Raw genomic sequence first — 23439 nt, forward strand, 5'->3', positions numbered from 1 at the left:
CGGCGCCGATGCAGGCCTTGAGGTTGGCGGAGGTGCGCCGTTCCTCATCCATGATGCCCATCTTCAGCGTGTATTGCGGCAGGCCCAGGATCGTTTCCACCGCGCCGAACAGGTCGTTGGTCAACGCGACTTCCTTCGGGCCGTGCATCTTCGGCTTCACGATGTAGACCGACCCGGTGCGGCTGTTCCTGATCGGACCCTTGCTGTCCAGGTCGTGCTTGGCGATCAGCGCGGTGATCAGCGCGTCCAGGAATCCTTCCGGCACCTCCTGCCCGTCGGCGTCCAGCACCGCGTCGGTGTACATGTGGTGGCCGACATTGCGCACCAGCATCAGGCTGCGGCCGGACAGCCACAGCGTGCCGCCGGCGGGCTTGGTATAGGACCGGTCCGGGTTCAGCTTGCGGGTCATCATCTGCCCGCCCTTCTCGAACGTGTCCGCCAGCGTTCCGTTCATCAGGCCGAGCCAGTTGCGGTAGGCAAGGATTTTGTCCGCGGCGTCGACGGCGGCGATCGAGTCCTCGCAGTCCTGGATCGTGGTGATCGCCGCTTCCATCACCACGTCGGCGACCCCGGCGGCGTCGTCCTTGCCGATCGGGTTGGCGCGGTCGATCACGATCTCGATATGCAGCCCGTTATGGCGCAGCAGCACCGCCGACGGCGCCGCCGCCTCGCCCTTGTAGCCGACGAACTGCGCCGGGTCCTTCAAGCCGGTCGTTCCACCGGACGTTAGCGATACCACCAAAGCGCCGTCCGCCACCGCATAGCCCGAGGCCGCCGCATGGCTGCCGGACGCCAGCGGCGCGGCGCCGTCCAGGACCTCCCGCGCCTTGGCCACGACCCGGTCGCCGCGCACCTTGTTGTAGCCGCGGCCACGCCCCGCGCCGTCGGTCTCGGGGATCGCGTCGGTGCCGTAGAGCGCGTCGTACAGGCTGCCCCAGCGCGCGTTCGCCGCGTTCAGCGCATAGCGGGCATTCGTGACCGGCACCACCAATTGCGGACCGGCGATGGAAGCGATCTCGGGGTCCACCTTGTCGGTGCTGACCGCCACCGAGGCCGGCTCCTGCACCAGGTAGCCGATCTGCTTCAGGAAACCCATGTAGGCGGCGCTATCGACCGGTTTGCCCCGGTTCGCCACGTGCCAGGCGTCGACCTGCCGCTGCAGGCTGTCGCGGGTGGCCAGCAGGGCCTTGCAGCGCGGCGCCAATTCACGAATGAGTGAACTAAAACCTGACCAGAAAGCCGCCGGATCGACGCCGGTGCCCGGCAGGGCCTCGGCCTCCAGGAAGTCGTGCAGCGGCTTCGCGACCCGGATACCGGATTTTTCGACGCTGTCCATGCGGCACACCTCCCTGATTCGTCACACGAAGCAGGGAATAGGCCGCAAAAGGGTGCATTTGCCAAGCCCGTCCCGGGGCATGGTCCGGGCGTCCCCGGCAAGGGCCCGGCATGCGCCGCCGCCTGCCGCGGGCCGTCGCAGGCACGGCCGGACGGAGTGATAATTTCTCCCCCGTCCCGTGCTTGACACTGAGGCAGGACGCACAATCTTTCGCGTGCGGATGATGGCTAGGCCTCATTCGCATGACGTTTCCCCCCCAAACTTCGACGGCGCCCACCCGGGCGCCGTTTTTTTGTCCGGCTCGTCCCGCGGTCGTGCCCGGATGGGCCGGACGGACCGGGTCGGGACCTATCCCCAGGACCTATCCTCTTGGACCTATCCCCTCGGACCTATCCCCTGGGGTGGGTCCGCCGCCAGACCGCCAGCAGCCCCGCCTGGTCCACCGCCGTATAGCGCTGCGTCGTCGACAGGCTGGCATGGCCCAGCAGGTCCTGGATCGAGCGCAGGTCGGTCCCCGCCGCCAGCAGGTGCGTGGCGAAGGAGTGCCGCAGGGCGTGCGGCGTCGCGTGCTCCGGCAGGCCGGCGAGGCGGCGATAGGTCCGCAGCACCTTCTGCGCCACCGCCGGGTCCAGCCGTTTGCCGCGCGCGCCCAGGAACAGCGGGCTGTCGGGCGCCGGGCTGGGATGCACCGCCAGCCACGCCTCGATCGCCGCGCGCACCGCCGGCAGGACCGGGACGATGCGGGTCTTCGCCCCCTTCCCCACCACCGTCAGCGTCGGGTTGGTCCGCAGCGCCTGCGCCGCCCTGACGTCCAGGCCCAGCCCCTCGCTGATCCGCAGCCCGCTGCCGTACAGCAGCGAGAAGAACGCCAGGTCGCGGGCCTGCAGCGCCGGGTCCTCGGCGACGTCGTCGACATGGCCGGCCACGTCGCGGGCCTGGTCGACGCTCAGCGCCCGGGGCAGCGGCGCGCGTGCCTTGGCGGCGGCCACCAGCCGGGTCGCGGCGATGTCGACGCCGTGGCGGCGGGCCAGGAAGCGCGCGAAGCCCCGCAGCGCCGAGAGATGCTGCGCCCGCGACGTCGCCGCCAGCCCGTCCTGGGCCAGGTCCGCCAGCCAGGCGCGGACGTCGGCCGCGCGCAGCCCGGCCAGCGCCGCCAGGTCAGGCTCCTGCCCCAGGTGCCGGGTCAGGAAGCCCAGGAACCCTGCCAGCGCATGTCCATAGGCTTCCGCCGTGTTCGCCGCCGCCCGGCGTTCCTGGCGCAGCCAGTCCAGGTACGCGGCCCGAGCGGCGTCGGCCGTCATGGCCGGGATCGGCCCGGCGGCAGGCGCCGGGGCTGCCGCGGCCTTGCGCCTCAATAGGGCTTGTCGCCGGCCACCGTGACGCGGAAGCCGGAGCGGGTGTGCGGCCAGTAATCCCACATCGCCCGGTGCTGGACACAGCGGTTGTCCCAGAACGCGACGGCGTTCTCGGACCAGCGGAAGCGGCATTGGAACAGCGGGTCCTCGGCCAGGTCCCAGAGGTAGTTCAGGATCGCCTGGCTCTCGTCGCGAGGGATGCCGAGGATGCGCTTGGTGAAGCCGCGGTTGACGTAGATCGACTTCCGGCCGGTCACCGGATGGGTGCGGATGACCGGATGTTCGGCCTTGGGGTAGACCGGCTTGTCCTCGACGCCGAGGTTCTTGTAGGTGCCGCGATAGGATTCCTCGCCGTCATGCAGGGCGGTCAGGCCCTCCAGGTAGGTTTTCATCCGGTCCGACAGCGCCTCGTACGCGGCGTACATGTTGGAGAACAGTGTGTCGCCGCCGCGCGGGGGGCATTGCTGGATGTACAGGATGCTGCCCATCGGCGGCTCTTCGTCGCAGGACACGTCGCTGTGCCAGCCTTCGCCGTTGGCCCGCGTCGAGTTCTTGTCCGCCTTGATGACCATCAACTCCGGATGGCCCGGCGCGCTCGGTGCCGCTGGATGGACGTGCAGCGGACCGAAATTGCGGCCGAACGCCAGGTGCTGCTCCGGCGACATGTGCTGGTCGCGGAAGAAGATCACGCAGTTTTCGGCCAGCGCGCGATGGATCTCGTGCATCTGGTGGTTGGGGACCGGTTCGGCGAGGTTCACGCCGCTGATCTCCGCGCCGATGATCGGCGTCAGCTTGTCCAGCCGGATGGTCTCGTACGGCGCCGTGTTGCCGGGGTCGTGCCGGTAGCGGGGACCGTTGTTGCCACGCAGGGAGGTCATGGTCGTTGCCTTTCGGGTCGGACGTTCCGGGCCGGATCATGGGCCGCCGATGGTTGCGGGCGCAAGGGTCAGACCGATCGCGGCAACTGGAATTGCGCACCGTCCTCGATGACCTTCACCAGCGTGGACAGGTCGTCGCCGCCCTTCCCCGCCATGCCGGCGTGCTTCAGGACCAGCCTGGCCGCCTGGCAGACCCACATCGGGACGCCCAGTTCCTCGCCCTGCTCGATCGCCAGGTCGACGTCCTTGATCAGGATGTCCAGCGTCGCGCCGAACTGGAACGTGCGCGGCAGCACGGCGCGCGGGAACACCGAGCGGGTGGCGCCGTTCGCGCCGGTGCCGGCGGCGATCGAGTCCAGCATCACCTTCGGGTCCAGGCCGTATTTCGCGCCCATCACGAAGGCTTCGGACGTTGCCACCAGCGACACGGCGAACAGGATGTTGTTGGTCAGCTTCAGCACCTGCGCCGCGCCGGGCGCATCGCCCGCCACCGTCACGGTCGGCCCCCACAGCGAGATCAGCGGGCGGACGCTCTCCACCGTCTTGGGATCGCCTGAAACCATCACCGACAGCGTGCCCGCCGCCGCGCCTGCCGGCCCGCCGGAGATCGGGCAGTCCACCAGCGTGCAGCCGATCGCCCGCAGCGCCGCCTCCAGCTCCCGCACGAACGGCACGCCCACCGTGCAGGTGTTGATCAGCGTCTTCATCGCGCGGCCCTTCAGCAGCCCGTCCTCGCCGAAGACGACATGGCGGAAGGCACCCAGCGTGGGGAGGGAGACGACGACGGTCTCGGCAGCGTCGGCCAGGGCCTTGGGGCTGTCGGTCCGGCGGGCCTGGCGGGCCAGCAGCGGCGCCATGTTGGCTTCGTTGATGTCGAGCAGCGTGAGCTGGTGGCCGCCGTCCAGCAGCTTGCCCGCCATGGGCTGGCCCATGTTGCCGACGCCGAGATAACCGATATGCATCGTTTCCTCCGAAAGTTCCTGGTTCCGTCAGCCGGGAATGACCAGCGCCTGCGCCGCGTCGCGCACCGTGTCGGGCCAGCGCGCCGGGCGCCGGGCATCGAGGTCGAGGTTGACGCCGTACTGGCTGAGCCGGGCGATCTCGTCGCCGGTGCGGGGATCGGTCATGCGGTGGATCATGCGCAGCGAGGAATTGCCGAGATGCGCGATCCCGGTCTCCACCAGGTACGGCGCGTCCACCTCCAGGCTTCCCGACAGATGCAGGATCAGTTCGAAGGTGGAAAAACCCCGCCGCTCCTGCTGCGCCACCGCCGCGGTCATGCCGATCGCGGTGCCGGCCTGGGCGGAGGAGGCGGAGAAGCGATGCACCATGGCGCTGAGGGAGAAATAGCCGGCGGCATCGAGGTCGTTGGGTTTGACCCGGCCGCGCGCCGTCGGGCGATAGCCCTGCCTGGATACGGGATCGACACGTCTTTCCGTTTCTGGACCATTCCATTCGGCGAAGCCGACATCGACCGAACCGGTGTCCCAGTATCCGTCGAACCAGGTGACCGGCTCGCCATTGGCGGAATCGACGAAGCGATGGCCGAGGCGCAGGCCGGTCCCCGTCAGCAGCGGCGCGCTTTCGACGTGGAAGCTGGCGCCTTCGCGCAGCTCGCGGGTGAAGCGGGCGTCGATCCGGCCGCGCCGGGGCGTTGCGGGCAGGTTCAGCGCCTCGACGAGGTTGGCCTGGGCTTCCTCCAGCCGGTCGAAATAGTAGGCGACGGTGAAATGTTCGGTGACGTCGCACTGCCAGGGCGGGACGGCGCCACGATAGGTCTCGATCCAGGCGGTCATGGCGGTTCCCTTCCTCGGAGCAAGCCAGGGGTACAAGGGGGGATACAAGGTTGGCCGGACCGGCTCAATCGTCCAGCGGCTTGAAATCCACCATCAGCTCGTTCCCCAGCGTTTCCAGCCCGGCGCGGGCCGCCTCGACCGCGCCGGCGCCGGGCGCGCGCAGGATCGCTTCCGCTCGGAACAGCGTGCCGCCGCTGAACGAGCCGCTGGCGACGTCCGTCGTCAGTTCCTCGATGTTGATGCCGCATTCGGCCAGCACCTGGGTGACGTCGCGCACGATCCCCGGGCGGTCGTTGCCCACGACCTCCAGCGCCAGCCGCGACCCGGACACGGGGGCCGGCACGCCGCCGGCGTCCTGGGCGACGATCCGCAGCCCCTGCTCCTCCAGCGCGCGCAGGTCCGCCAGCAGCGCCTCCGGCGCCTCGACCAGCACGATGCCGGCGAACTGGCCGGCCAGCCGCGCCATCCGGCTTTCCAGCCAGCTTCCGCCGCGCGCCGCGACCGCTGCCGCCAGGGTGCGGACGAGGCCGGGACGATCGGGGCCGATAACGGTCAGGATCAGGGACGCCATGCACAAGCCTCCTGGTGCAAGCCCTTTGGGGCGGGATCGCGATCCCGTAGTGCTCCCATGCGGTCAAGAACATTGCAATCGCCTGCGTGGCATGCTTCTGCTGCCCGACTTGGAGGCATATCGTCGATGACACAGTTCGTATCCGGCCGGCACTTCCTGCACACGCCCGGCCCGACCAACCTGCCGGAGCGCGTCCAGCGGGCGATGGACCGCAACGCGATCAACCACCGCGGCCCGGAATTCGGCGCGCTGGGTCGGGAGGTCATCCAGAAGCTGCGTCCGGTTTTCGGCACCGACGGCATCATCGGCATCTTCCCCGCCTCGGGCACCGGCGCCTGGGAAGCGGCGCTGGTCAACACGCTGCGCGAGGGCGACCGGGTGCTGATCAGCCGCACCGGCCAGTTCTCCCACCTGTGGGAGCAGATGGCGACCCGTTTCGGCCTGGACGTGATGGCGCTGGAAACCGACTGGCGGCGCGGCGCCGATCCGCTGGCGATCGGCAAGGTGCTGGAAGACGACCGCGAGCATCGCATCAAGGCCGTGTTCGTCGTGCATAGCGAGACCTCGACAAGCTGCATGTCCGACGTCGGCGCCGTGCGGGAGGCGATGGACCGCGCGAAGCACCCCGCGCTGCTGATGGTGGACGCGATTTCCTCGCTGGGCTGCTGCGACTATCGCCACGACGCCTGGAAGGTCGACGTGACGATCGCCGGCTCGCAGAAGGGCCTGATGGTGCCGCCCGGCCTGTCCTTCACCGCGATCAGCGAGAAGGCGATGGCGGCGGCGCGCGCCGGCGGGTCCCGCCGCAGCTACTGGGACTGGGAGCCGCTGGCGACCGCCAACAAGACCGGGTTCTTCCCCTACACCCCGGCGATCAACCTGCTATGGGCGCTGCGCGAGGCGCTGGACATCATGGCCGAGGAAGGCCTGCCCGCCGTCTATGCCCGCCACGCCCGCTATGCCGAGGCCACGCGGCGCGCCGTCGCGGCCTGGGGGCTGGAACTGCAATGCCTCGATCCGCATGCCTACGGGCCGGGCGTGACCGCGATCCGCGTGCCGGACGGGCACAGCGCCGACAGGCTGCGGGCGGTGATCCTGGAGCAGTTCAACATGAGCCTCGGCAACGGCCTCGGCCGGGTCGAGGACAAGGTGTTCCGCATCGGCCACATGGGCGATCTGGGCGTGCTGTCGCTGATGGGCGCGCTGACGGGCGTCGAGATGGGGCTGCGGGCCGCGGGCATCCCGCACAAGGCCGGCGGCGTGCAGGCCGCGCTGGCGTTCCTGTCGCAGGCCGGCTGACCCCGCGGCGCCGCCGGAGCGGCCGCTACGGGGTGATGGCGCGGGGCCTCACAACCCCACCTCCCCCAGGATGTCCGCGGTGTGCTCCCCCAGTTCCGGCGGCAGTCGCCGGACGCGGCACGGGGTTTCCGAGAACTTCATCGGGAATCCCAGCATCCGCAGCGGGTCGCGGCCTTCGCGCGCCAGGGACAGGACCATCTCCTGCGCCATGATCTGCGGATCGGACAGGGCCTCGGCGACGCCGTGCACCGGGCCGCAGGGGACGCCGGCCTTGTTCAGCACCTCCACCCAGTACGCCGTCGGATGGGCCGCCAGCCGGCCGCCGACGATCGCGTTGATGCGGGCGCGATTGGCCACCCTGGCGACGTTGTCCGCGTAGAGCGGGTCGTCCTTCAGGTCGGGAAGGCCGAGGGCGTCCACCAGCCGGCCGAAGAACAGGTTGTCCGCCGGCGCCAGCGCGATCTGCCCGTCGCGGGTCGGGAACAGGCCATAGGGTGCCGCGATCGGGTGGTCGTTGCCGCTGCGTGCCGGCGCCGCGCCGGTAGCGAAATAGGTGGTCGCGATATAGGCCAGCAGGCTGACCATGCCGTTGGTCAGGCTGACCTCGGTCCGCTGGCCCTGGCCGGTGTTGCGCGCATGCAGGACCGCCGCGGTGACGCTCAGCGCGGCATAGAGGCCGGCGACGAGATCGCTGATCGGCAGGCCGGAGCGCAGCGGCGGGTCCTCGGTTCGGCCGTTGACACTCATGAAGCCCGACAGGGCCTGGGCGATGAAGTCGAAGGCCGGGCGGTCGCGATACGGGCCGGTGCTGCCGAAGCCGTTGATCGAGCACACGACCAGCGAGGGCCGCAGCGTCCGCAGCCGGACGTCGTCGAAGCCCATGCGGTCCAGCACGCCGGGGCGGAAATTCTCCACCAGCACGTCGGCGCGCGCGACCAGGCGCGCCAGCGCGTCCTTGCCCTCTTCCGAACGCAGATCGAGGACGATCGATCGCTTGTTGCGGTTGAACTGCGCGAAATAGAGCGACAACCCGTCCTGGGCGGCGCCCTGCCCGCGGATGGTGTCGCCCCCGGGCGCTTCCACCTTGATGACGTCGGCGCCCATGTCGCCGAGGAGGACGGTGCAGAACGGTCCCGAGAGGACGCGGGTGAGATCGAGGACCTTGACTCCAGTCAGTGGCATGGACGTTCCCTTGCGTTGCCGCGGCATTCAAGCGGCAAACGGCGGGGGATGAAACCTTCGCGCGATTCTCCGGTCCCGTCCTCCCTTCCCGGCGGGACGCGGATTGCGCGAATTTCATCCGGTCCGCCCCTGTCCGCCATGATTCCGCCGCGGCGTTTGCATCGGGGCACCACAAAGGGATGGTGCTATCCGACCAGCCGGACAACCAACCCTCCGGCGACAGGAAAACCCACGATGACTCGTTTCTTGACCGTTGCGTCGACCGCGCTGCTCGCCTCCAGCCTGGCGGTCCTGCCGGTGGCGTCCTTTGCCCAGACGGGTGCCGCCGCGCCGGCCGATGCGACCACGACGCAGGCCCCGGTGGTGAGCCACGACAAGACGCAACCGACGAAGGTCGCGCCCGCGGAGGCGGCGAAGTCCGAGACCAAGGCGCATAGCCTGCACACGAAGGCCAAGGGCCACACCACGGTGGCGACGACGAAGAAGCCCGCCAAGAAGAGCTAGGCCGTCCCCCGGCCGTCCCCCGGGCCGTCTATAGGCCACCAGCCGTCATGGCGGCCGGGGTGCCGCCATCCATGCCTGACCCTTGTATGGACATCGCCAGGCGTGGATGACCGGCCTTCGCCGACCACGACGGGATAGACGCCTGCAGCGCTCTATCTTAACCGCTTCTATCTTAACCGGTGGGGCTTAACGCCCATGGGGCCTGCGCCCGCCATGACGGGGGCGCCGATTCCGGTCTGTTCCGGCGATCGGCCGCTTCCGGCGGTCAGCCGCTTCAGGCGATCACCCACTTCAGGGAACCAGCCCCCTCAGGCGATCAGCCGTTTGATGTGCTGGGCGAGGTCGTCGCCCAGTACCGGCTTGCGCAGGACGCAAAAGCCCCGGCCTTCCAGGCCGGCGCAGGGCGGCTCCTCGGTGACGCCGGTCAGGATGATCGCGGGCAGGCCGGGGCGGAGGCCGCGCACGCGCTTGACCAGGGCGATCCCGTTCTCACCCGGCATCGACAGGTCGGTCACGAGGATGGCCACGGATTGCGGGTCGGCCTCGAGGATCGTCATGGCCTCGTCCGCGTTGCAGGCCTTGGCGACCTGGAATCCGTCCAACTCCAGAAGGTCGGCGATCGTTTCCCGGACGAGCATGTCGTCCTCGGTCAGCAGGACCAAGCCCTGGACGGTCATGGTACGAAGCCCAGGGGTACGAAGCCCAGGGGTACGAAGCCCAAGGGTACGAAGCCCAGGGGCACGAGGCTCATGGTATGACATGGCGCCTGTCCTGACGAAGCGCGTCCACGAAACGGCGCGGCCCCGGGGGCCGTCCGCCCGGCGATCAGGGCGCGACGGGCGGCGGACGGCGCGCGCCACCCATGGCCCGGACATGCCTTTGCCGGACATGCGCCGAAACAAAATCCCAGTCTTGTAAAGAGCAGTAACACGGTTGTTCTAGCATTGCCCCGAATTCAACAGAGCATTGGTATAGTTAAAAGCAGGACTTTTCAAGGCAAATTGAGGGAATGAACATCCATCAATTCTGGTGAGAAGCCGCAATCACTCCCCCAAAGGTTGCGCCGCCGACCGCGTACGCCACCATGCTTTGAAGTCGCGCGCGGCTTCTCGTCGAAGGCGGCGCAACCGGACATTGCCACATCAACATGGTTCCCCCCTCCTCCGTCCCGTCGCCCGCCGTCGACGCGAACGGTTGCCAACACCCCGCTTGCCAACACCCCGCTTGACCGCATCGCACCCGCGCGACCAAACTGGCGTCGAACGGGACGTCCAGGGCAACGGCGCGACTGCCTCCTGCCGCTGGCGGTCCGTCGCCTGTGAACAGCGACAGCATGAAAGGGAGCGCGCGATGCCTCAGGTCACCCTGACGGTCAACGGCAAGCAGCACACGGTGGAGGTGGAAGGCCGGACTCTGCTGGTCGAGCTGTTGCGCGAAAAGCTTGGCCTGACCGGCACCCATGTCGGCTGCGACACCAGCCAGTGCGGCGCCTGCGTGGTGCACGTGAACGGCGAATCGGTGAAGTCCTGCACCATGCTCGCGCTGCAGGCGGATGGCGCCGGCGTGACGACGATCGAGGGCCTGGCCGCCGCCGACGGCACGCTGCATCCGATGCAGGAAATGTTCCGGGAACATCACGCGCTGCAATGCGGGTTCTGCACCCCCGGCATGGTCATGAGCGCGATCGACCTGGTGAACAGCCACCCGCAGGGCATCACCGAGAAGGAGATCCGCGAAGGGCTGGAAGGCAATCTCTGCCGCTGCACCGGCTACCACAACATCGTCAAGGCGATCGCGGCGGCGCATCCGCTGATGCACGCCCGAGCGGCTGAGTAGCGTCCGCCGCTGGATGGGCGGGCGGATGGGAACCGTCCCTGAGGTTCGCCCCCAAGAAATGCACGATGGGACTGCGCGAACGCAACGCGCGGAGGGAACGATCAGGGGGTTACCATGGGATTCGAAGGGATCGGTGCAGCCGTTCGCCGCAAAGAGGACGTCAGGTTCCTGAGCGGCCGAGGCAACTACACGGACGACATCAACCGTCCGGGCCAGCTTTACGCGTATATCAAGCGCTCCGACCGGCCGCATGCCACGATCGACGGCATCGACACGACGGCAGCGGCGGCCGCACCCGGCGTGGTCGCGGTGTTCACCGGCGCGGACATGGCGGCGGAGAGCATCGGCGGCCTGCCCTGCGGCTGGCAGATCCACAGCAAGGACGGCTCCCCCATGGCGGAACCGCCGCACCCGGTGCTGGCGGTCGGCAAGGTGCGCCATGTCGGCGACGCGGTCGCGGTGGTGATCGCCGACAGCCGGCAGGAAGCGAAGAACGCAGCGGAGTTGCTCGACATCCGGTACACCGACCTGCCCGCGGTGGCGTCGCTGCACGACGCGCTGAAGCCCGGCGCGCCCGAGGTGCATGACGGCGTCGCCGGCAACCTGTGCTATGACTGGCAGATCGGCGACCCGGCCGTGGTGGACGAGGTGTTCGCCAAGGCGCACAAGGTCGTCTCGCTGGACCTGACCAACAACCGCCTGATCCCCAACGCGATGGAGCCGCGGTCCGCGATCGGCGACTTCGATCCCTCGTCGGGCGATTTCACGCTGTACACCACCAGCCAGAACCCGCACGTGATCCGGCTGCTGATGGGCGCCTTCGTGCTGCACATCCCTGAAAACAAGCTGCGCGTCGTGGCGCCGGATGTCGGCGGCGGGTTCGGATCGAAGATTTACCATTACGCCGAAGAAGCGATCGTCACCTGGGCCGCGGGCAAGGTCCGCCGGCCGGTGAAATGGACCGCCGAACGCAGCGAAAGCTTCATGACCGATGCGCATGGCCGCGACCATGTCAGCACCGCCGAGATGGCGCTGGACGCGGAGGGGCACTTCCTGGGCCTGCGTGTCCATACGCTCGCCAATATGGGTGCCTATCTGTCGACCTTCGCGCCCTGCGTGCCGACCTACCTGTACGCGACGCTGCTGGCCGGCGTCTACAAGACCCCGGTGATCTACTGCAACGTCAAGGCGGTGTTCACCAACACCGTGCCGGTCGACGCCTATCGCGGCGCCGGGCGGCCGGAGGCGACCTACCTGCTGGAACGCCTGGTCGATGTCATTGCACATGATACCGGTATCGACCGCGTCGAGGTCCGGCGGAAGAACTTCATCCCCGCCGACGCCTTCCCGTACCAGACGCCGGTCGCGCTGCAATACGACAGCGGCGACTACCAGACCACGCTCGCCGTCGCCCTGAAGAACGCCGGCTGGGACGGGTTCGAGGCACGCCGGGCCGAGGCGAAGGCGCGCGGCAAGCTGCGCGGCATCGGCATCTCCACCTACCTGGAGGCCTGCGGCATCGCGCCGTCCGCCGTCGTCGGCAGCCTGGGCGCCCGAGCGGGGCTGTACGAGGTGGCGAACATCAAGGTGCATCCGACGGGGTCGGTGACGGTCTATACCGGCACGCACAGCCACGGCCAGGGGCACGAGACCACGCTGGCCCAGCTCGTCGTCGACCAGTTGGGCGTGCCGCTGGCGCAGGTGGAGGTGGTGCACGGCGACACCGCCAAGATCCCCTTCGGCATGGGTACCTATGGCAGCCGCTCGCTGGCGGTCGGCGGGTCGGCCATGGTCAAGGCGATGGACAAGATCATCGCCAAGGGCAAACGGATCGCCGCCCATCTAATGGAGGCCTCGGTCGAGGACATCGAGTTCAAGAGCGGCACGTTCTCGGTCGCCGGGACCGACAAGACCAAGACGCTGACGGATGTCTCGCTGGCCGCCTATGTGCCGCACAACTACCCGATCGAGGAGCTGGAGCCCGGCCTGGACGAGACCGCGTTCTATGACCCGAACAACTTCACCTTCCCCGGCGGCTGCCATATCGCCGAGGTGGAGGTGGACATGGAGACCGGCGTCGTCGAGATGGTCGGCTTCACCGCGGTCGACGATGTCGGCCGGGTGATCAACCCGATGATCGTCGAGGGCCAGGTGCAGGGCGGCGTCGCCCAGGGCATCGGCCAGGCGCTGCTGGAGGCCTGCGCCTATGAACCGAGCGGGCAGCTTCTGTCCGGCAGCTTCATGGACTATGCCATGCCGCGCGCCGACGACCTGCCCTCCGCCCTCTCGGTCGCCACCGAGAACACGATGTGCACCCACAATCCGCTGGGTTCCAAGGGCTGCGGCGAGGTGGGGGCGATCGGCTCGCCGCCGGCGGTGATCAACGCCGTGGTGGACGCGCTGAAGGACTACGGGGTCCGCCACCTGGACATGCCGGCGACCGGCCCCAAACTCTGGTCGATCATCCAGGCGGCGCAGCCACGGATGGCGGCCGAATGACCAGGTCGAACACGTGCGGGCCCGGCCGGACGGCCGGACCTGCGGAACGCTCTGAAGGGGACCATCACGATGTATGATTTCGCCTATGAGAAGCCTTCGAGCCTGGCGGACGCGGCCAAGCTGCTGTCCGCGGACGGCGACGCCAAGGCGCTGGCGGGCGGGCAGACCTTCATCCCCGTGCTGAAGCAGCGGCTGAACCGGCCGTCGACGGTGGTGGACCTGTCCAGGCTGGGGCTGTCGGGCATCACCGTGGCCGGCGACAAGATCACCATCGGGGCGATGACCCGGCACGCGGACGTCGCCAACAATGCCGACATCAAGGCCAAGATCCCCGGCCTGGCGCACCTGGCGTCGATGATCGGCGACGAGGCGGTGCGCCATCGCGGCACGATCGGCGGCTCCTTGGCCAACAACGACCCCGCGGCGTGCTATCCGTCGGCGGTGCTGGCGCTGGGCGGGACGATCAAGACCGACAAGCGCGCGATCGCCGCGGACGATTTCTTCCAGGGCATGTTCACCACGGCGCTGGAGCCGGGGGAGATCATCACCGCGGTCGAGCTGCCGATCCCGGAGAAATCGGCCTACGAGAAGTTCCGCAACCCGGCGTCCCGTTATGCGATCGTGGGCGTGTTCGTGGCCAAGTTCCCCGCCGGCGTGCGGCTGGCGATCACCGGCGCGAGCCAGGGCGGGGTGTTTCGCCACACCGAGATGGAAAAGGCGCTGTCGGCGACGTTTTCCCCCGACGCGATCGCCGGGATCAAGACGCCGGCGGACGACCTGAACGGCGACATCCACGCCAGCGCCGAGTATCGCGCGCACCTGATCGGGGTGGTCAGCAAGCGGGCCGTCGCGCAGGTCGCGTAAAGAAGCAGCCTGCTCGGCGGTCTGCCGAGCCGGGATTGGGCGCCCGCCTGGATTGGAGGGGGCCACGATTGGACGTGCGCCGGTCTATCGCCGTCACGGCCGGCGCCGTCACGGCCAGGTCGGGTGCCGGCCATCCGCGAATCGACGCCGGCGCGCCGGGGTGGTGCCCGGATGGCCGGGGCGGGCCCCGTGGGCGCCTGTGCCGCTCTCTCCCTACGCCCATGCGGGACGGGCCTGCCGTCCGGGACGGGGCGGCCTGCCCGTCCGCTTGCTGCCGCATTGCCCTGCGGCCCCCCGGACGGCAGACTGCGCCCCCTTTCTGCCCCCTTTTTGCCCCCTGGCCGGCTGGACCGCCGGCCGACCGGAGTCCCTGATGCGCAAGCGTACCCTCGTCTCGTTCTGCCTGACCGCCCTGCTGGCCGGCTGCGGTCCCGCCCGCAACCAGTTCGCCCCGCCCTGCCCCGCCCCGCAACTCGTCACGCCGCTGGCGGACCTGACGCGTTACGACACCTCGTCCAACCGGCGCGACATCACCGATACCATCGTCCAGGCGCGCGTCGTGTCGCTGAACGGAAGCTGCCAGCAGGGCGACAGCGCCGCCACGATCGCCACGACCGTCCGCATCGGGCTTTCGGTGCAGCGCGGGCCGGCGATGAAAGGCCGGGACGTGGACCTGCCGGTGTTCCTCGCGGTCACGCTGGGGGGCGATATCCGGGACAAGCACGTCTACCCCGTCCATGTGACGTTTCCGCCCAACGTCGACCGGGTCAACCTGACGAGTCCGCCGATCGAGCTGACGATCCCGGTGTCGGGCAACGTGACGGGTGCGTCGTACAGCCTGATCGCGGGGTTCCAGCTCACGCCGGCGGAACTGGCGACCAACGAGGCGGATCACGGACCAAAATTGTGAATTTATCGCCGGCGCGGGGGGCTGACGGCATTGTCCGATGCCGGTGAAGGGCTGATATAGTCGCTGCATGACAGATACGCCCCCGAAGCCCCGCCCCAACCAGGGAAGACGCCGAGGCATGAAGAAGGAAGACTGGGAGATCCCGGCCAATCTCCAACCCGATCCGGGCGATTACGCGTTCGACCTTGAGCAGACGCTGAAATCGGTCGTCAGCCTCAAGACCTACGTGCCCAACGATGCGTTCACCGCCGGCTCCCTGGGGACGGAGCGGGCGGGCAGCGGGGTGATGATCAAATCGACCGGACTGATCGCGACCATCGGCTATCTGATCACCGAGGGGGAGACGATCTGGGTCACCTCCAACGACGGGCAGGCAGTGCCGGGCCACGCGCTGGCGTACGACCAGGAAAGCGGGTTCGGGCTGGTGCAGGCGCTGGGCAAGCTGGACCTGCCGGTGATGGAGATCGGCGATTCCGACCGGCTGAAGGTAGGCGACCAGGCGGTGATGGCGGCCGGGGGCGGCCGGCACCACGCGATCGAGACGCGGATCGTCGGCCGGCAGGAATTCGCCGGATACTGGGAATACGTGCTGGACGACGCGCTGTTCACCGCGCCCGCGCACCCGTTCTGGGGCGGCTGCGGCCTGATCGGGACCGACGGCAAGCTGATGGGCGTCGGCTCCTTGATCCTGCAGCAGGGCGACGGCAAGGGGCGGCGCTTCGACATGAACATGATCGTGCCGATCGGGCTGCTGACGCCGATCATGTCCGACCTGCTGACCTATGGCCGGGTCAACCGCCCGGCCCGCCCCTGGCTGGGCATGTACGCCACGGAAGCCGAGGAGACCCTGATCGTCGGCGCCGTCGCCGACAACGGCCCGGCGGAACAGGCGGGCGTGCGCGCCGGCGACAAGATCCTGACGATCAACGACGAGGAAGCGCCGGACCTGGCCGGCCTGTGGCGGCGGGTCTGGTCGTCCGGCAGCGCCGGCGCCGAGGTGCGGCTGCGGGTCGAGCGTGACGGCTCCCCCAAGCGGATCGCCATCCGGTCGGCGGACCGGGCGAGCTTCCTCAAGTCGCCGAAGCTGCACTGAGTATGGCCGAGGAGAGGCCGCTGCTGCGCGGCGCGCTGGTGCCGGTGACGCCGTTCCAGCAGAATTGCTCGATCTTCTGGGACGATGCGACGAAGGAAGGGATGGTCGTCGACCCCGGCGGCGACGTGCCCCGGATCGTGGCGGCGATCGGCAAGACCGGGGCGCGCGTCACCAAGATCGTGCTGACGCACGGGCACCTGGACCATGCCGGCGGGGCGGCGGCGCTGCGCGATGCGCTGGGCGGCGTGCCGATCGAAGGACCGGACCCGCGCGATGCCTTCCTGCTGGAAAAAATCGCGGAGCAGGCGGCGGGATACGGGTTCGAGGCGCAGAACGTCACCCCCGACCGCTGGCTGGCCGAGGGCGAGACGCTGGCCATGGGACCGCATCGGTTCGAGATCCTGCATTGCCCGGGCCACACCCCCGGCTCGTTGGTCTTCGTCCATCACCCGGCGAAGTTCCTGATCGCGGGGGACGTGCTGTTCCAGGGGTCCGTCGGGCGCACCGACTTTCCCTATGGCGACGCCGACGCACTGATCACCGCGATCAAGACCAAGCTTCTGGTGCTGCCGGACGATTACGCGTTCATCTGCGGCCACGGCCCCGGATCGACGATCGGGGTCGAGAAGGCGACGAACCCGTTCCTGCAGTGAGCGCGGGGGTGCTCGACGGCGCGGCGCCGGTCGCGGATTTCGCCGAAACGTTGCGGCGGTTCACCTACCAGGGCCAGCCGACGCTGGAGGTGGCCGAGTCCGGGCTGCGCTATTTCGTCAACGAATTCTGGACCTCCGGCCAGCGGCGCGGGCACAGCCTGCATGAGATCAGCTATCGCGCGTGCTTCAAGCCCCAGCTTCCGGGGTTTTTCATCGAGCGGCTGACGCGGCCGGGCGACCGCGTCTATGACCCTTTCGCCGGCCGCGGCACGACCCCGGTGGAAGCCGCGCTGCTGGGCCGCGCGCCGGCGGCGAACGACGTGAACCCGTTGAGCGCGATGCTGACGGCGCCGCGGCTGGCCCCTCCCCCGCTCGAGGCCGTCGCCGCGCGGCTGGCGGCGCTGGACCTGTCGGTGGGCGTGCCCGACCCGGCCGGGGACGACCTGCTTGCGTTCTACCATCCCGAGACGCTGCGCCAGGTGACCGCGCTGCGGGCCTGGCTGCTGGGCAGGCCGGCGCCGGACCCGGTGGACGCGTGGATCCGGATGGTGGCGCTGAACCGGCTGACGGGGCACTCGCCGGGGTTCTTCTCGGTCTATACGATGCCGCCCAACCAGGCGGTGTCGGCGGCGTCCCAGCGGCGGATCAACGCCAGACGGGGCCAGGTGCCGCCGGTGCGGGACGTGCGGGCGATCGTGCTGAAAAAGAGCCGCGGGCTGCTGGCGGACGGGGTGCCGCCGCCGCATCCGCCGGCGGTGCTGATGACGGGGCCGTCGGATCGGGCGGCGGGGCTGGCGGACGGGTCGGTGGACCTGGTGGTGACGTCGCCGCCGTTCCTGGACGTGGTGGACTATGAAGGCGACAACTGGCTGCGCTGCTGGTTCGCGGGCATCGACCCCGCGTCGGTCGTGATCGCTCGGCATCGCGACACGGCGGCGTGGGAGGCATTCGTGCGGCGGACGTTCGAGAGCCTGGCGCGGGTGGTGCGGCCCGGCGGGTTCGTTGCGTTCGAAGTCGGAGAGGTCCGCGGGGGACGGGTGTTGCTGGAACGGAACGTCGTCGCCGCGATCGCGGGGCTGCCGTTCACCGTGCTGGGCGTGATGGTGAACGAGCAGGAATTCACGAAGACGGCGAATTGCTGGGGCGTGGGGAACAACGATCGGGGGACGAACACGAACCGGATCGTGTTGGCGGTGAGGGGTTCTCCCCCGTGATCCAAGTCCCCTGATCAGCCCTGCACGGGCCTGGCGTCTTCTTTCGCGAGGTCGAGCAGGGCATCCATCGCGCGCTTGAATGGTCCCCGGTCGCCCGTCGCCGCCTGCAGGATCAGGGCCCCTTGAAGGCGGGCGACCCAGTCCTCCGAGAAATTGCGGGCGCGGGCCGGCGACATCCCGCTTTCGGCCGCGAGACCGTCGATCGCCTCGATCCAGTGCGCGAAGGCCTGACGCAGCCCCTGGCGGGCGTCGGCCCCGACGCCGGCGCTGGACAGTTGGCCCAGCACGCAGGCGGTGCGTCCTCCGGCGAAGATCTGGTCGAAGGCGGCGACGATCTTGCGAACGCGGACCTTCAGGGGTTCGGGCGCCCGCGCCACTTTCAGGATCGCGTTGTCGATCAAGGCCGTGGCCCGTTCGAGCACAGCCTCCGCCATCTGCTCCTTTCCCCTTGGGAAGTGGTGGTAGAGGCTCGATTTCCCGAGCCCGGTCGCGCGCGACAGGTCGGCGAGCGACGCGCCCTCGAACCCCCGGTCACGGAACACCGTGAAGAGCCGGTCGACAATCTCATCCTTTGACGCGAGGGCGGCGGGCATCCCAACACTCCGGCACGTATCGATCGTTCGGTACACCGGACATGGATACGCTGCATCGTTTTTCCAAGCAAGCCTTGACCGTGGTCTTCATCATGCGTATTGTACCGGTCGTTCGGTTCATTAAGCCGAACGCTCCGCCGTCCCACGACACGCGAGGTTCCCATGTCCACGCCGCCAACCTGCCGGACCGTCTCCGTCACCGACCGCCGCTCCGGTTCGGCGCTCGATCTCTTCTTTCGCGAGGCCGGCCCCGCAGACGCACCCGTCGTCCTTCTGCTGCATGGGTTTCCAACCTCCAGCCACCAGTATCGCGGCCTGATCGACCGGCTCGCCGACAAATACCGCGTGATCGCCCCCGACCTGCCGGGCTTCGGCTTCTCCGACGCTCCGGACGCCAAGCGCTTCGGCTACACCTTCGACCACCTTGCCGAGATGATCGAGGCCTTCACCGACGCGATCGGGCTGACCCGCTACGCCCTGTATGTGTTCGACTATGGCGCGCCCGTCGGCTTCCGCCTCGCCTTGGCGCGGCCCGAACGGGTCGCGGCACTGATTTCGCAGAACGGCAACGCCTATGAGGAAGGGCTGAGCGACGGCTGGAACCCCATCCGCGCCTATTGGCAGGACCCGAGCGAGGAGAACCGCGCCACCCTGCGTGCTCTCCTGAGATCCGAAACGACGCGGTTTCAATACGCCCACGGCGAGGCGGACACATCACTGATCGCGCCCGAGAGCTACACCCTCGACCAGCACTTCCTCGACCGTCCGGGCAATGACGAGATCCAACTGGACCTGTTCGGCGACTACAAGGCGAACGTCGCCGCCTATCCGCGTTTCCACGCGTATTTCCGGGCACATCGTCCGCCGACGCTCGCGGTATGGGGCAAGAACGACCCGTTCTTCCTGCCGGCGGGCGCCGAGGCCTATCGCCGCGACCTCCCGGACGCCGAGATCCACTTCGTCGATGCCGGCCATTTCCCGCTCGAGACGCATCTCGATGAGGTCGCGGGGCTTATCCGGGCCTTTCTCGCCCGAACGCTCGACGCCGCCCAGGGACAGGCGCTGTTCGGGTCGCTGAACGAGGCGTCCGCGCCGGCGGCAGCGAAAGACCTCCTCGACGGGATGCGCGGGGTGTTCGGCTTCGTGCCGAACCTCGGCTATGCGCTCGCCGCCGAACCGCCCGTGCTTGCCGCCTATATCGCCATGCTCCAGTCGCTGGGCGCCACCTCGCTGGATCCGATCGCCCAGCAGGTGGCGATGGTGGCCGCCAGCCGAGCCAATGCGGCGGATTACGGCGTTGCCGTCCATGCGACGCTCGCCGCCAGGCTTGGCGCGTCCACCGACATCGTCGAGGCACTCCGCGAGGGCGGACCGCTCGGGGACCCCAAGCTGGAGGCAGTCCGGCGCTTTGCCGCCGCGATCGCGTCCAAGCGCACCCAGGTTTCCGACAGCGACGTGCACGCGCTCAGGGCGGCCGGCTACGACCACCGCACGGCCGTCGCGATCGCGCTGGCGGCGGCCGCCAAGACGCTCGTCAATACAGTCGCCCACCTGGCGCGACCGGAGATCGACGCCGGCTTCCGGCCAGCGGCGACCGGCAGCGACTGAGGCGCGCCGAAGCCGCCGCACCCCATCATTCCCGTTTCCCGGCTGCGTGCCTGGAAGGCCCAGCCAAATCACAGGAGACCGATCATGACCAAGCTGCTGTTCATACAGGCTTCGCCGCGTGGGCCTGAGTCCAAATCGATCCAGATCGCCGAGACCTATCTTGGCGCGTTGCGTGGCGGCAACCCGGACCTCGACGTCGACGTCATGGAGCTGTGGGAGGCCGATCTTCCGGCTTTCGACGGCAACAAGGCGGCGGCGAAGTTGAACGTCATCGTCGGGCAAGACCAGACTGCCGCCCAGAAGACGGCATGGGACCAGATCGTCGGCATCGCCAATCGATTCATTGCCGCAGACCGCTATCTGTTTGCCGTGCCGATGTGGAACGGCGGCATTCCGTATCGCCTGAAACAGTATATCGACCTCATTCACCAGCCCGGACTGACGTTCGGCCTCAAGCCGGAGACCGGCTATTTCGGCCTGCTGCAGGACAAGCACGCGACGCTCGTGCTGACCTCCGGCGCGTATGCGCAGCATTTTCCATCACCTGCGTTCGGCGTGGACCATCATTCGGTCTACCTGCGCGACTGGCTCAACCAGGCCGGCGTGACCGCGATCGACGAGCTGCGTTTCCAGCCCACGCTTCTGACCAAGGACCCGGCGGCCGATCTGGAGCAGGCCAAGCAGCGTGCGGTGGAACTGGCGCACCGTCACGGTCGGGTCTGAACCGCGGCACGGACGGGCTGTCCGTGCCCATTCACATCGCAGCCGCGCGGACAGCCACGCCCGCTTTGATGCCGGGCCGTGCTGCGCAGGCGGGGCGCCCGAGCGTCGACGTTCAGCGCGTCGCCCCGACGCATGCCCTGCCGGACGGAGTCGCCCGGGCGATCAGCGCCTGTCCCACTTGTCGCAGAACGCGCCTATGTCGGCGGTTTGGAAATCTTCAAGCCGCTCGAAGATGGTCTCGGCCGGCCAATCCCACCAGGCGATCCGTCCAAGCCTCTCGGCGATGCCTTCAGGGACGCGCTCGCGGATAAGGCGGGCGGGCACGCCGCCGACGATGGTGTAGGGCGCCACGTCACGGGTCACGACGGCCCCTGCGGCAAGCACCGCGCCGTCGCCCACCGAGACGCCAGGCAGAACGATGACCCCGTGGCCGATCCAGACATCGTGTCCGATGACGACACGGTCCTGGCGCCGCTTCTCGAAGAAGGAACGGTCACGGGTCGCGGCGGCGCTGTAGTACTCGGGACAATAGGTGAAGCGGTGGAGCGACGGCCGATCCATCGGATGATTCGGCGCCCCGATGCGGACTGCGGCAGCGATGGCGGTGAACCGCCCGATCTGCGCGTCCGCGATCATGCAATCCTGTCCGACGTAGCTGTAATCGCCCAGGCTGCAGTATTCGAGATGGCTGCGCTCGAGGACCTCGCAGCAGCGCCCGATATCCGCCGCACGCAGCGAGGCCGTCGGATGGATCACCGTCGACGCGATTTTCGGAAGCACCTGGGAATCCATGCCGGCAACCTTGGAGAGTCGTTGTCGAGAACGCCTGGGCGCAGATACCGTGCAGGGTGCGTCGAGGGAAGGGCCCGGCCCCTCACGCGCCGGGACCGGCCTGCAGCCTCGAGGAACCTGGGCGGCTGTCCGGCGTCAACGGCGCATCGCGTATCTGCCGCCGCCTCGCTCCTCTACAGCGCGCCGCGATGAAGCCCTAAACTCCGTCCCGCAACCATCGGACAAATCGCTTGGAAAACCCTGCCATCCTCGATCCCGCCCCCAACGCCGTCACCCCCGGGGAACGCCGCCTCGTCATGGCCGGCCTCATGCTCGCGCTCACCCTCGCCGCCCTCGACCAGAACATCGTCGCCACCGCCCTGCCCCGCATCGTCAGCGACCTGGGCGGCCTCGCCCATATCTCCTGGGTCGTCACCGCCTTCCTCGTCGCCTCGACCACCACCACCCCGCTCTACGGCAAGTTCTCCGACATCTACGGCCGCAAGCCCGCCTTCCTGGTCTCCATCACCGTCTTCCTCGCCGGCTCCGTGCTCTGCGGCCTGGCGCAGGGCATGACGGAGCTGATCGTCTTCCGCGCGATCCAGGGCCTTGGCGCGGGCGGACTGATCACGCTGGCGCAGACCACCATCGGCGACATCGTCACGCCGCGGGAGCGCGGCCGCTACCAGGGGCTGTTCGCCTCCGTCTTCGCCGGATGCAGCGTGGCCGGGCCGCTGCTGGGCGGCTTCCTCACCCAGGCGCTGTCCTGGCGCTGGATCTTCTACGTCAACCTGCCCGTCGGGGCCGTCGCGCTGGTCCTGATCACCGTGGCGCTGCGCAAGACCGGCCGGACCCGCACCCACCGCATCGACTACGCCGGCGCCGCCCTGCTGATCGCCGCGACCAGTGCTGCGCTGCTGGTCCTGAGTTGGGGCGGCAGCGTCTATCCCTGGTCCTCGCCGATGATCCTGGTCCTGGCCGCCGTCACGCTCGTCCTGTGCGCCGCGCTTGCGGTGGTGGAAACACGGGCCAGCGAGCCCGTCCTGCCGCTGCACCTCTTCGGCAACCTCGTGTTCGTGCTGGGCGTGGCGGTGATCAGCTTCTCGGCCATGGCGCTGTTCGCCGCCGTGGTCTTCCTGCCGCTGTTCTTCCAACTGGTGATCGGCGCCTCGCCGACCGATGCCGGCCTGATGATCGCGCCGATGATGGGCGGCGTGATCGTCGCCTCGGTCGTCGGCGGCCGGCTGGTGTCGCGGACCGGGCGCTACAAGCGCTTCCCCGTCGTCGGCCTGGCCGCGGCGACCTCGGCCTATCTGGCGATGGGCTGGGCCGCCCGGCACGGCGCGCCGGTCGCCTGGATCGAGGCGGTGCTGGTGGTCATGGGCCTGGGCATCGGCTTCGTCATGCCGAACCTGACGACCGCCATCCAGAACGCGGTGGCCTGGCGCGACCTCGGCAGCGCCACCTCCGCCTCCGCCTTCCTCCGCTCCCTGGGCGGGGCGCTCGGCGTGGCGCTGTCCGGCGCGATCCTGGTGGCGCAGTTGCGCGACGCCCCGTCGGTCGGCGCCGACGGGGCACAGGGCCTCGACCGCATCGCCCACCTGCCGCCGGCGGAGCATGCAGCGCTGGTCGGCACCTATGCCCATGCGCTGTCGATCACCTTCCTGGCCGGCGCGGCGATCGCCGCCTGCGCCTTCGCGATGGTGCTGTTCCTGCCCGAACGCCCGCTGCGTGGCAGCCAGGGGGGCGCCTAG

Annotated in this window: 22 protein-coding genes; 12 read left to right on the forward strand and 10 right to left on the reverse strand. The window is 68.9% G+C overall.

What is annotated here, in order from left to right; all coding sequences use genetic code 11:
• The 6 genes from VHB27_RS19005 to VHB27_RS19030 all read right to left on the reverse strand — a co-directional run.
• A partial coding sequence (locus VHB27_RS19005; protein ID WP_325603446.1) for a malate synthase G occupies positions 1-1336 on the reverse strand: 1336 nt, incomplete at its 3' end.
• Between the two features lie 389 nt (positions 1337-1725).
• Positions 1726-2637 carry a tyrosine recombinase XerC gene (locus tag VHB27_RS19010; RefSeq protein ID WP_325603448.1) on the reverse strand — a complete coding sequence of 304 codons (912 nt, stop codon included), beginning with the start codon at positions 2635-2637 and terminating at the stop codon, positions 1726-1728.
• A gap of 50 nt (positions 2638-2687) precedes the next feature.
• A complete protein-coding gene (locus tag VHB27_RS19015) occupies positions 2688-3569 on the reverse strand; it encodes a TauD/TfdA dioxygenase family protein (protein WP_325603450.1) in 882 nt (293 codons plus the stop codon).
• A gap of 68 nt (positions 3570-3637) precedes the next feature.
• The gene (locus tag VHB27_RS19020; protein WP_325603452.1) at positions 3638-4531 is read right to left on the reverse strand and encodes an NAD(P)-dependent oxidoreductase; all 894 of its coding nucleotides are present in this window, start codon (positions 4529-4531) and stop codon (positions 3638-3640) included.
• A gap of 27 nt (positions 4532-4558) precedes the next feature.
• On the reverse strand, positions 4559-5365 hold the full coding sequence (locus tag VHB27_RS19025; RefSeq protein ID WP_325603454.1) for a thioesterase family protein: 807 nt from the start codon (positions 5363-5365) through the stop codon (positions 4559-4561).
• Positions 5366-5429: 64 nt separating this feature from the next.
• Entirely contained in the window at positions 5430-5936 is a 507-nt protein-coding gene (locus VHB27_RS19030) for a glycine cleavage system protein R (RefSeq protein ID WP_325603457.1), read from the reverse strand.
• A 126-nt stretch (positions 5937-6062) separates the two neighbouring features.
• On the opposite strand from VHB27_RS19030, the gene VHB27_RS19035 reads away from it, so the two are divergent.
• Entirely contained in the window at positions 6063-7235 is a 1173-nt protein-coding gene (locus tag VHB27_RS19035; RefSeq protein ID WP_325603459.1) for a pyridoxal-phosphate-dependent aminotransferase family protein, read from the forward strand.
• A gap of 48 nt (positions 7236-7283) precedes the next feature.
• Here VHB27_RS19035 and VHB27_RS19040 read toward each other — a convergent pair whose 3' ends face one another.
• Entirely contained in the window at positions 7284-8417 is a 1134-nt protein-coding gene (locus VHB27_RS19040; protein WP_325603461.1) for a CaiB/BaiF CoA transferase family protein, read from the reverse strand.
• A 234-nt stretch (positions 8418-8651) separates the two neighbouring features.
• On the opposite strand from VHB27_RS19040, the gene VHB27_RS19045 reads away from it, so the two are divergent.
• Entirely contained in the window at positions 8652-8921 is a 270-nt protein-coding gene (locus tag VHB27_RS19045) for a hypothetical protein (RefSeq protein ID WP_325603463.1), read from the forward strand.
• A 308-nt stretch (positions 8922-9229) separates the two neighbouring features.
• On the opposite strand, the gene VHB27_RS19050 is transcribed toward VHB27_RS19045, so the two are convergent.
• A complete protein-coding gene (locus tag VHB27_RS19050) occupies positions 9230-9598 on the reverse strand; it encodes a response regulator (RefSeq protein WP_325603465.1) in 369 nt (122 codons plus the stop codon).
• Between the two features lie 673 nt (positions 9599-10271).
• Between VHB27_RS19050 and VHB27_RS19055 the strand changes: the two genes are divergently transcribed.
• The 7 genes from VHB27_RS19055 (at position 10272) to VHB27_RS19085 (ending at position 17990) form a co-directional block, all read left to right on the forward strand.
• Positions 10272-10757 (forward strand): (2Fe-2S)-binding protein, encoded by a 486-nt coding sequence (locus VHB27_RS19055; RefSeq protein ID WP_325603467.1) that lies wholly within the window; start codon positions 10272-10274, stop codon positions 10755-10757.
• Positions 10758-10871: 114 nt separating this feature from the next.
• Positions 10872-13256: a xanthine dehydrogenase family protein molybdopterin-binding subunit gene (locus tag VHB27_RS19060; RefSeq protein ID WP_325603469.1), complete on the forward strand. Its 2385-nt coding sequence runs from the start codon at positions 10872-10874 to the stop codon at positions 13254-13256.
• A gap of 69 nt (positions 13257-13325) precedes the next feature.
• The gene (locus tag VHB27_RS19065; protein ID WP_325603471.1) at positions 13326-14120 is read left to right on the forward strand and encodes an FAD binding domain-containing protein; all 795 of its coding nucleotides are present in this window, start codon (positions 13326-13328) and stop codon (positions 14118-14120) included.
• A 373-nt stretch (positions 14121-14493) separates the two neighbouring features.
• The gene (locus VHB27_RS19070; RefSeq protein ID WP_325603473.1) at positions 14494-15030 is read left to right on the forward strand and encodes a hypothetical protein; all 537 of its coding nucleotides are present in this window, start codon (positions 14494-14496) and stop codon (positions 15028-15030) included.
• 118 nt (positions 15031-15148) lie between these two features.
• Positions 15149-16123, forward strand: coding sequence for a S1C family serine protease (locus tag VHB27_RS19075; RefSeq protein ID WP_325603475.1), 975 nt, complete (start codon positions 15149-15151; stop codon positions 16121-16123).
• 2 nt (positions 16124-16125) lie between these two features.
• Positions 16126-16776 carry an MBL fold metallo-hydrolase gene (locus VHB27_RS19080; RefSeq protein ID WP_325603478.1) on the forward strand — a complete coding sequence of 217 codons (651 nt, stop codon included), beginning with the start codon at positions 16126-16128 and terminating at the stop codon, positions 16774-16776.
• Entirely contained in the window at positions 16773-17990 is a 1218-nt protein-coding gene (locus tag VHB27_RS19085; protein ID WP_325603480.1) for a DNA methyltransferase, read from the forward strand. The genes VHB27_RS19080 and VHB27_RS19085 overlap by 4 nt, the downstream gene beginning before the upstream one ends.
• 14 nt (positions 17991-18004) lie before the next feature.
• Here the strand turns inward: VHB27_RS19085 and VHB27_RS19090 are convergent, their stop codons facing one another.
• Entirely contained in the window at positions 18005-18583 is a 579-nt protein-coding gene (locus tag VHB27_RS19090; protein ID WP_325603482.1) for a TetR/AcrR family transcriptional regulator, read from the reverse strand.
• A gap of 162 nt (positions 18584-18745) precedes the next feature.
• Here VHB27_RS19090 and VHB27_RS19095 point away from each other — a divergent pair, with 162 nt between their 5' ends.
• Both VHB27_RS19095 and VHB27_RS19100 read left to right on the forward strand, forming a co-directional pair.
• Positions 18746-20191: an alpha/beta fold hydrolase gene (locus VHB27_RS19095; RefSeq protein WP_325603484.1), complete on the forward strand. Its 1446-nt coding sequence runs from the start codon at positions 18746-18748 to the stop codon at positions 20189-20191.
• An 84-nt stretch (positions 20192-20275) separates the two neighbouring features.
• Positions 20276-20914, forward strand: a complete 639-nt coding sequence (locus VHB27_RS19100; protein ID WP_325603486.1) for an FMN-dependent NADH-azoreductase — start codon at positions 20276-20278, stop codon at positions 20912-20914.
• A gap of 162 nt (positions 20915-21076) precedes the next feature.
• On the opposite strand, the gene VHB27_RS19105 is transcribed toward VHB27_RS19100, so the two are convergent.
• Positions 21077-21706, reverse strand: coding sequence for a DapH/DapD/GlmU-related protein (locus VHB27_RS19105; protein ID WP_325603488.1), 630 nt, complete (start codon positions 21704-21706; stop codon positions 21077-21079).
• A gap of 230 nt (positions 21707-21936) precedes the next feature.
• Here VHB27_RS19105 and VHB27_RS19110 point away from each other — a divergent pair, with 230 nt between their 5' ends.
• Complete coding sequence (locus tag VHB27_RS19110) at positions 21937-23439, forward strand: MDR family MFS transporter (protein ID WP_325603490.1); 1503 nt, start codon at positions 21937-21939, stop codon at positions 23437-23439.

It is taken from the genome of Rhodopila sp., from assembly GCF_035548235.1.
Lineage (GTDB): Bacteria > Pseudomonadota > Alphaproteobacteria > Acetobacterales > Acetobacteraceae > Rhodopila.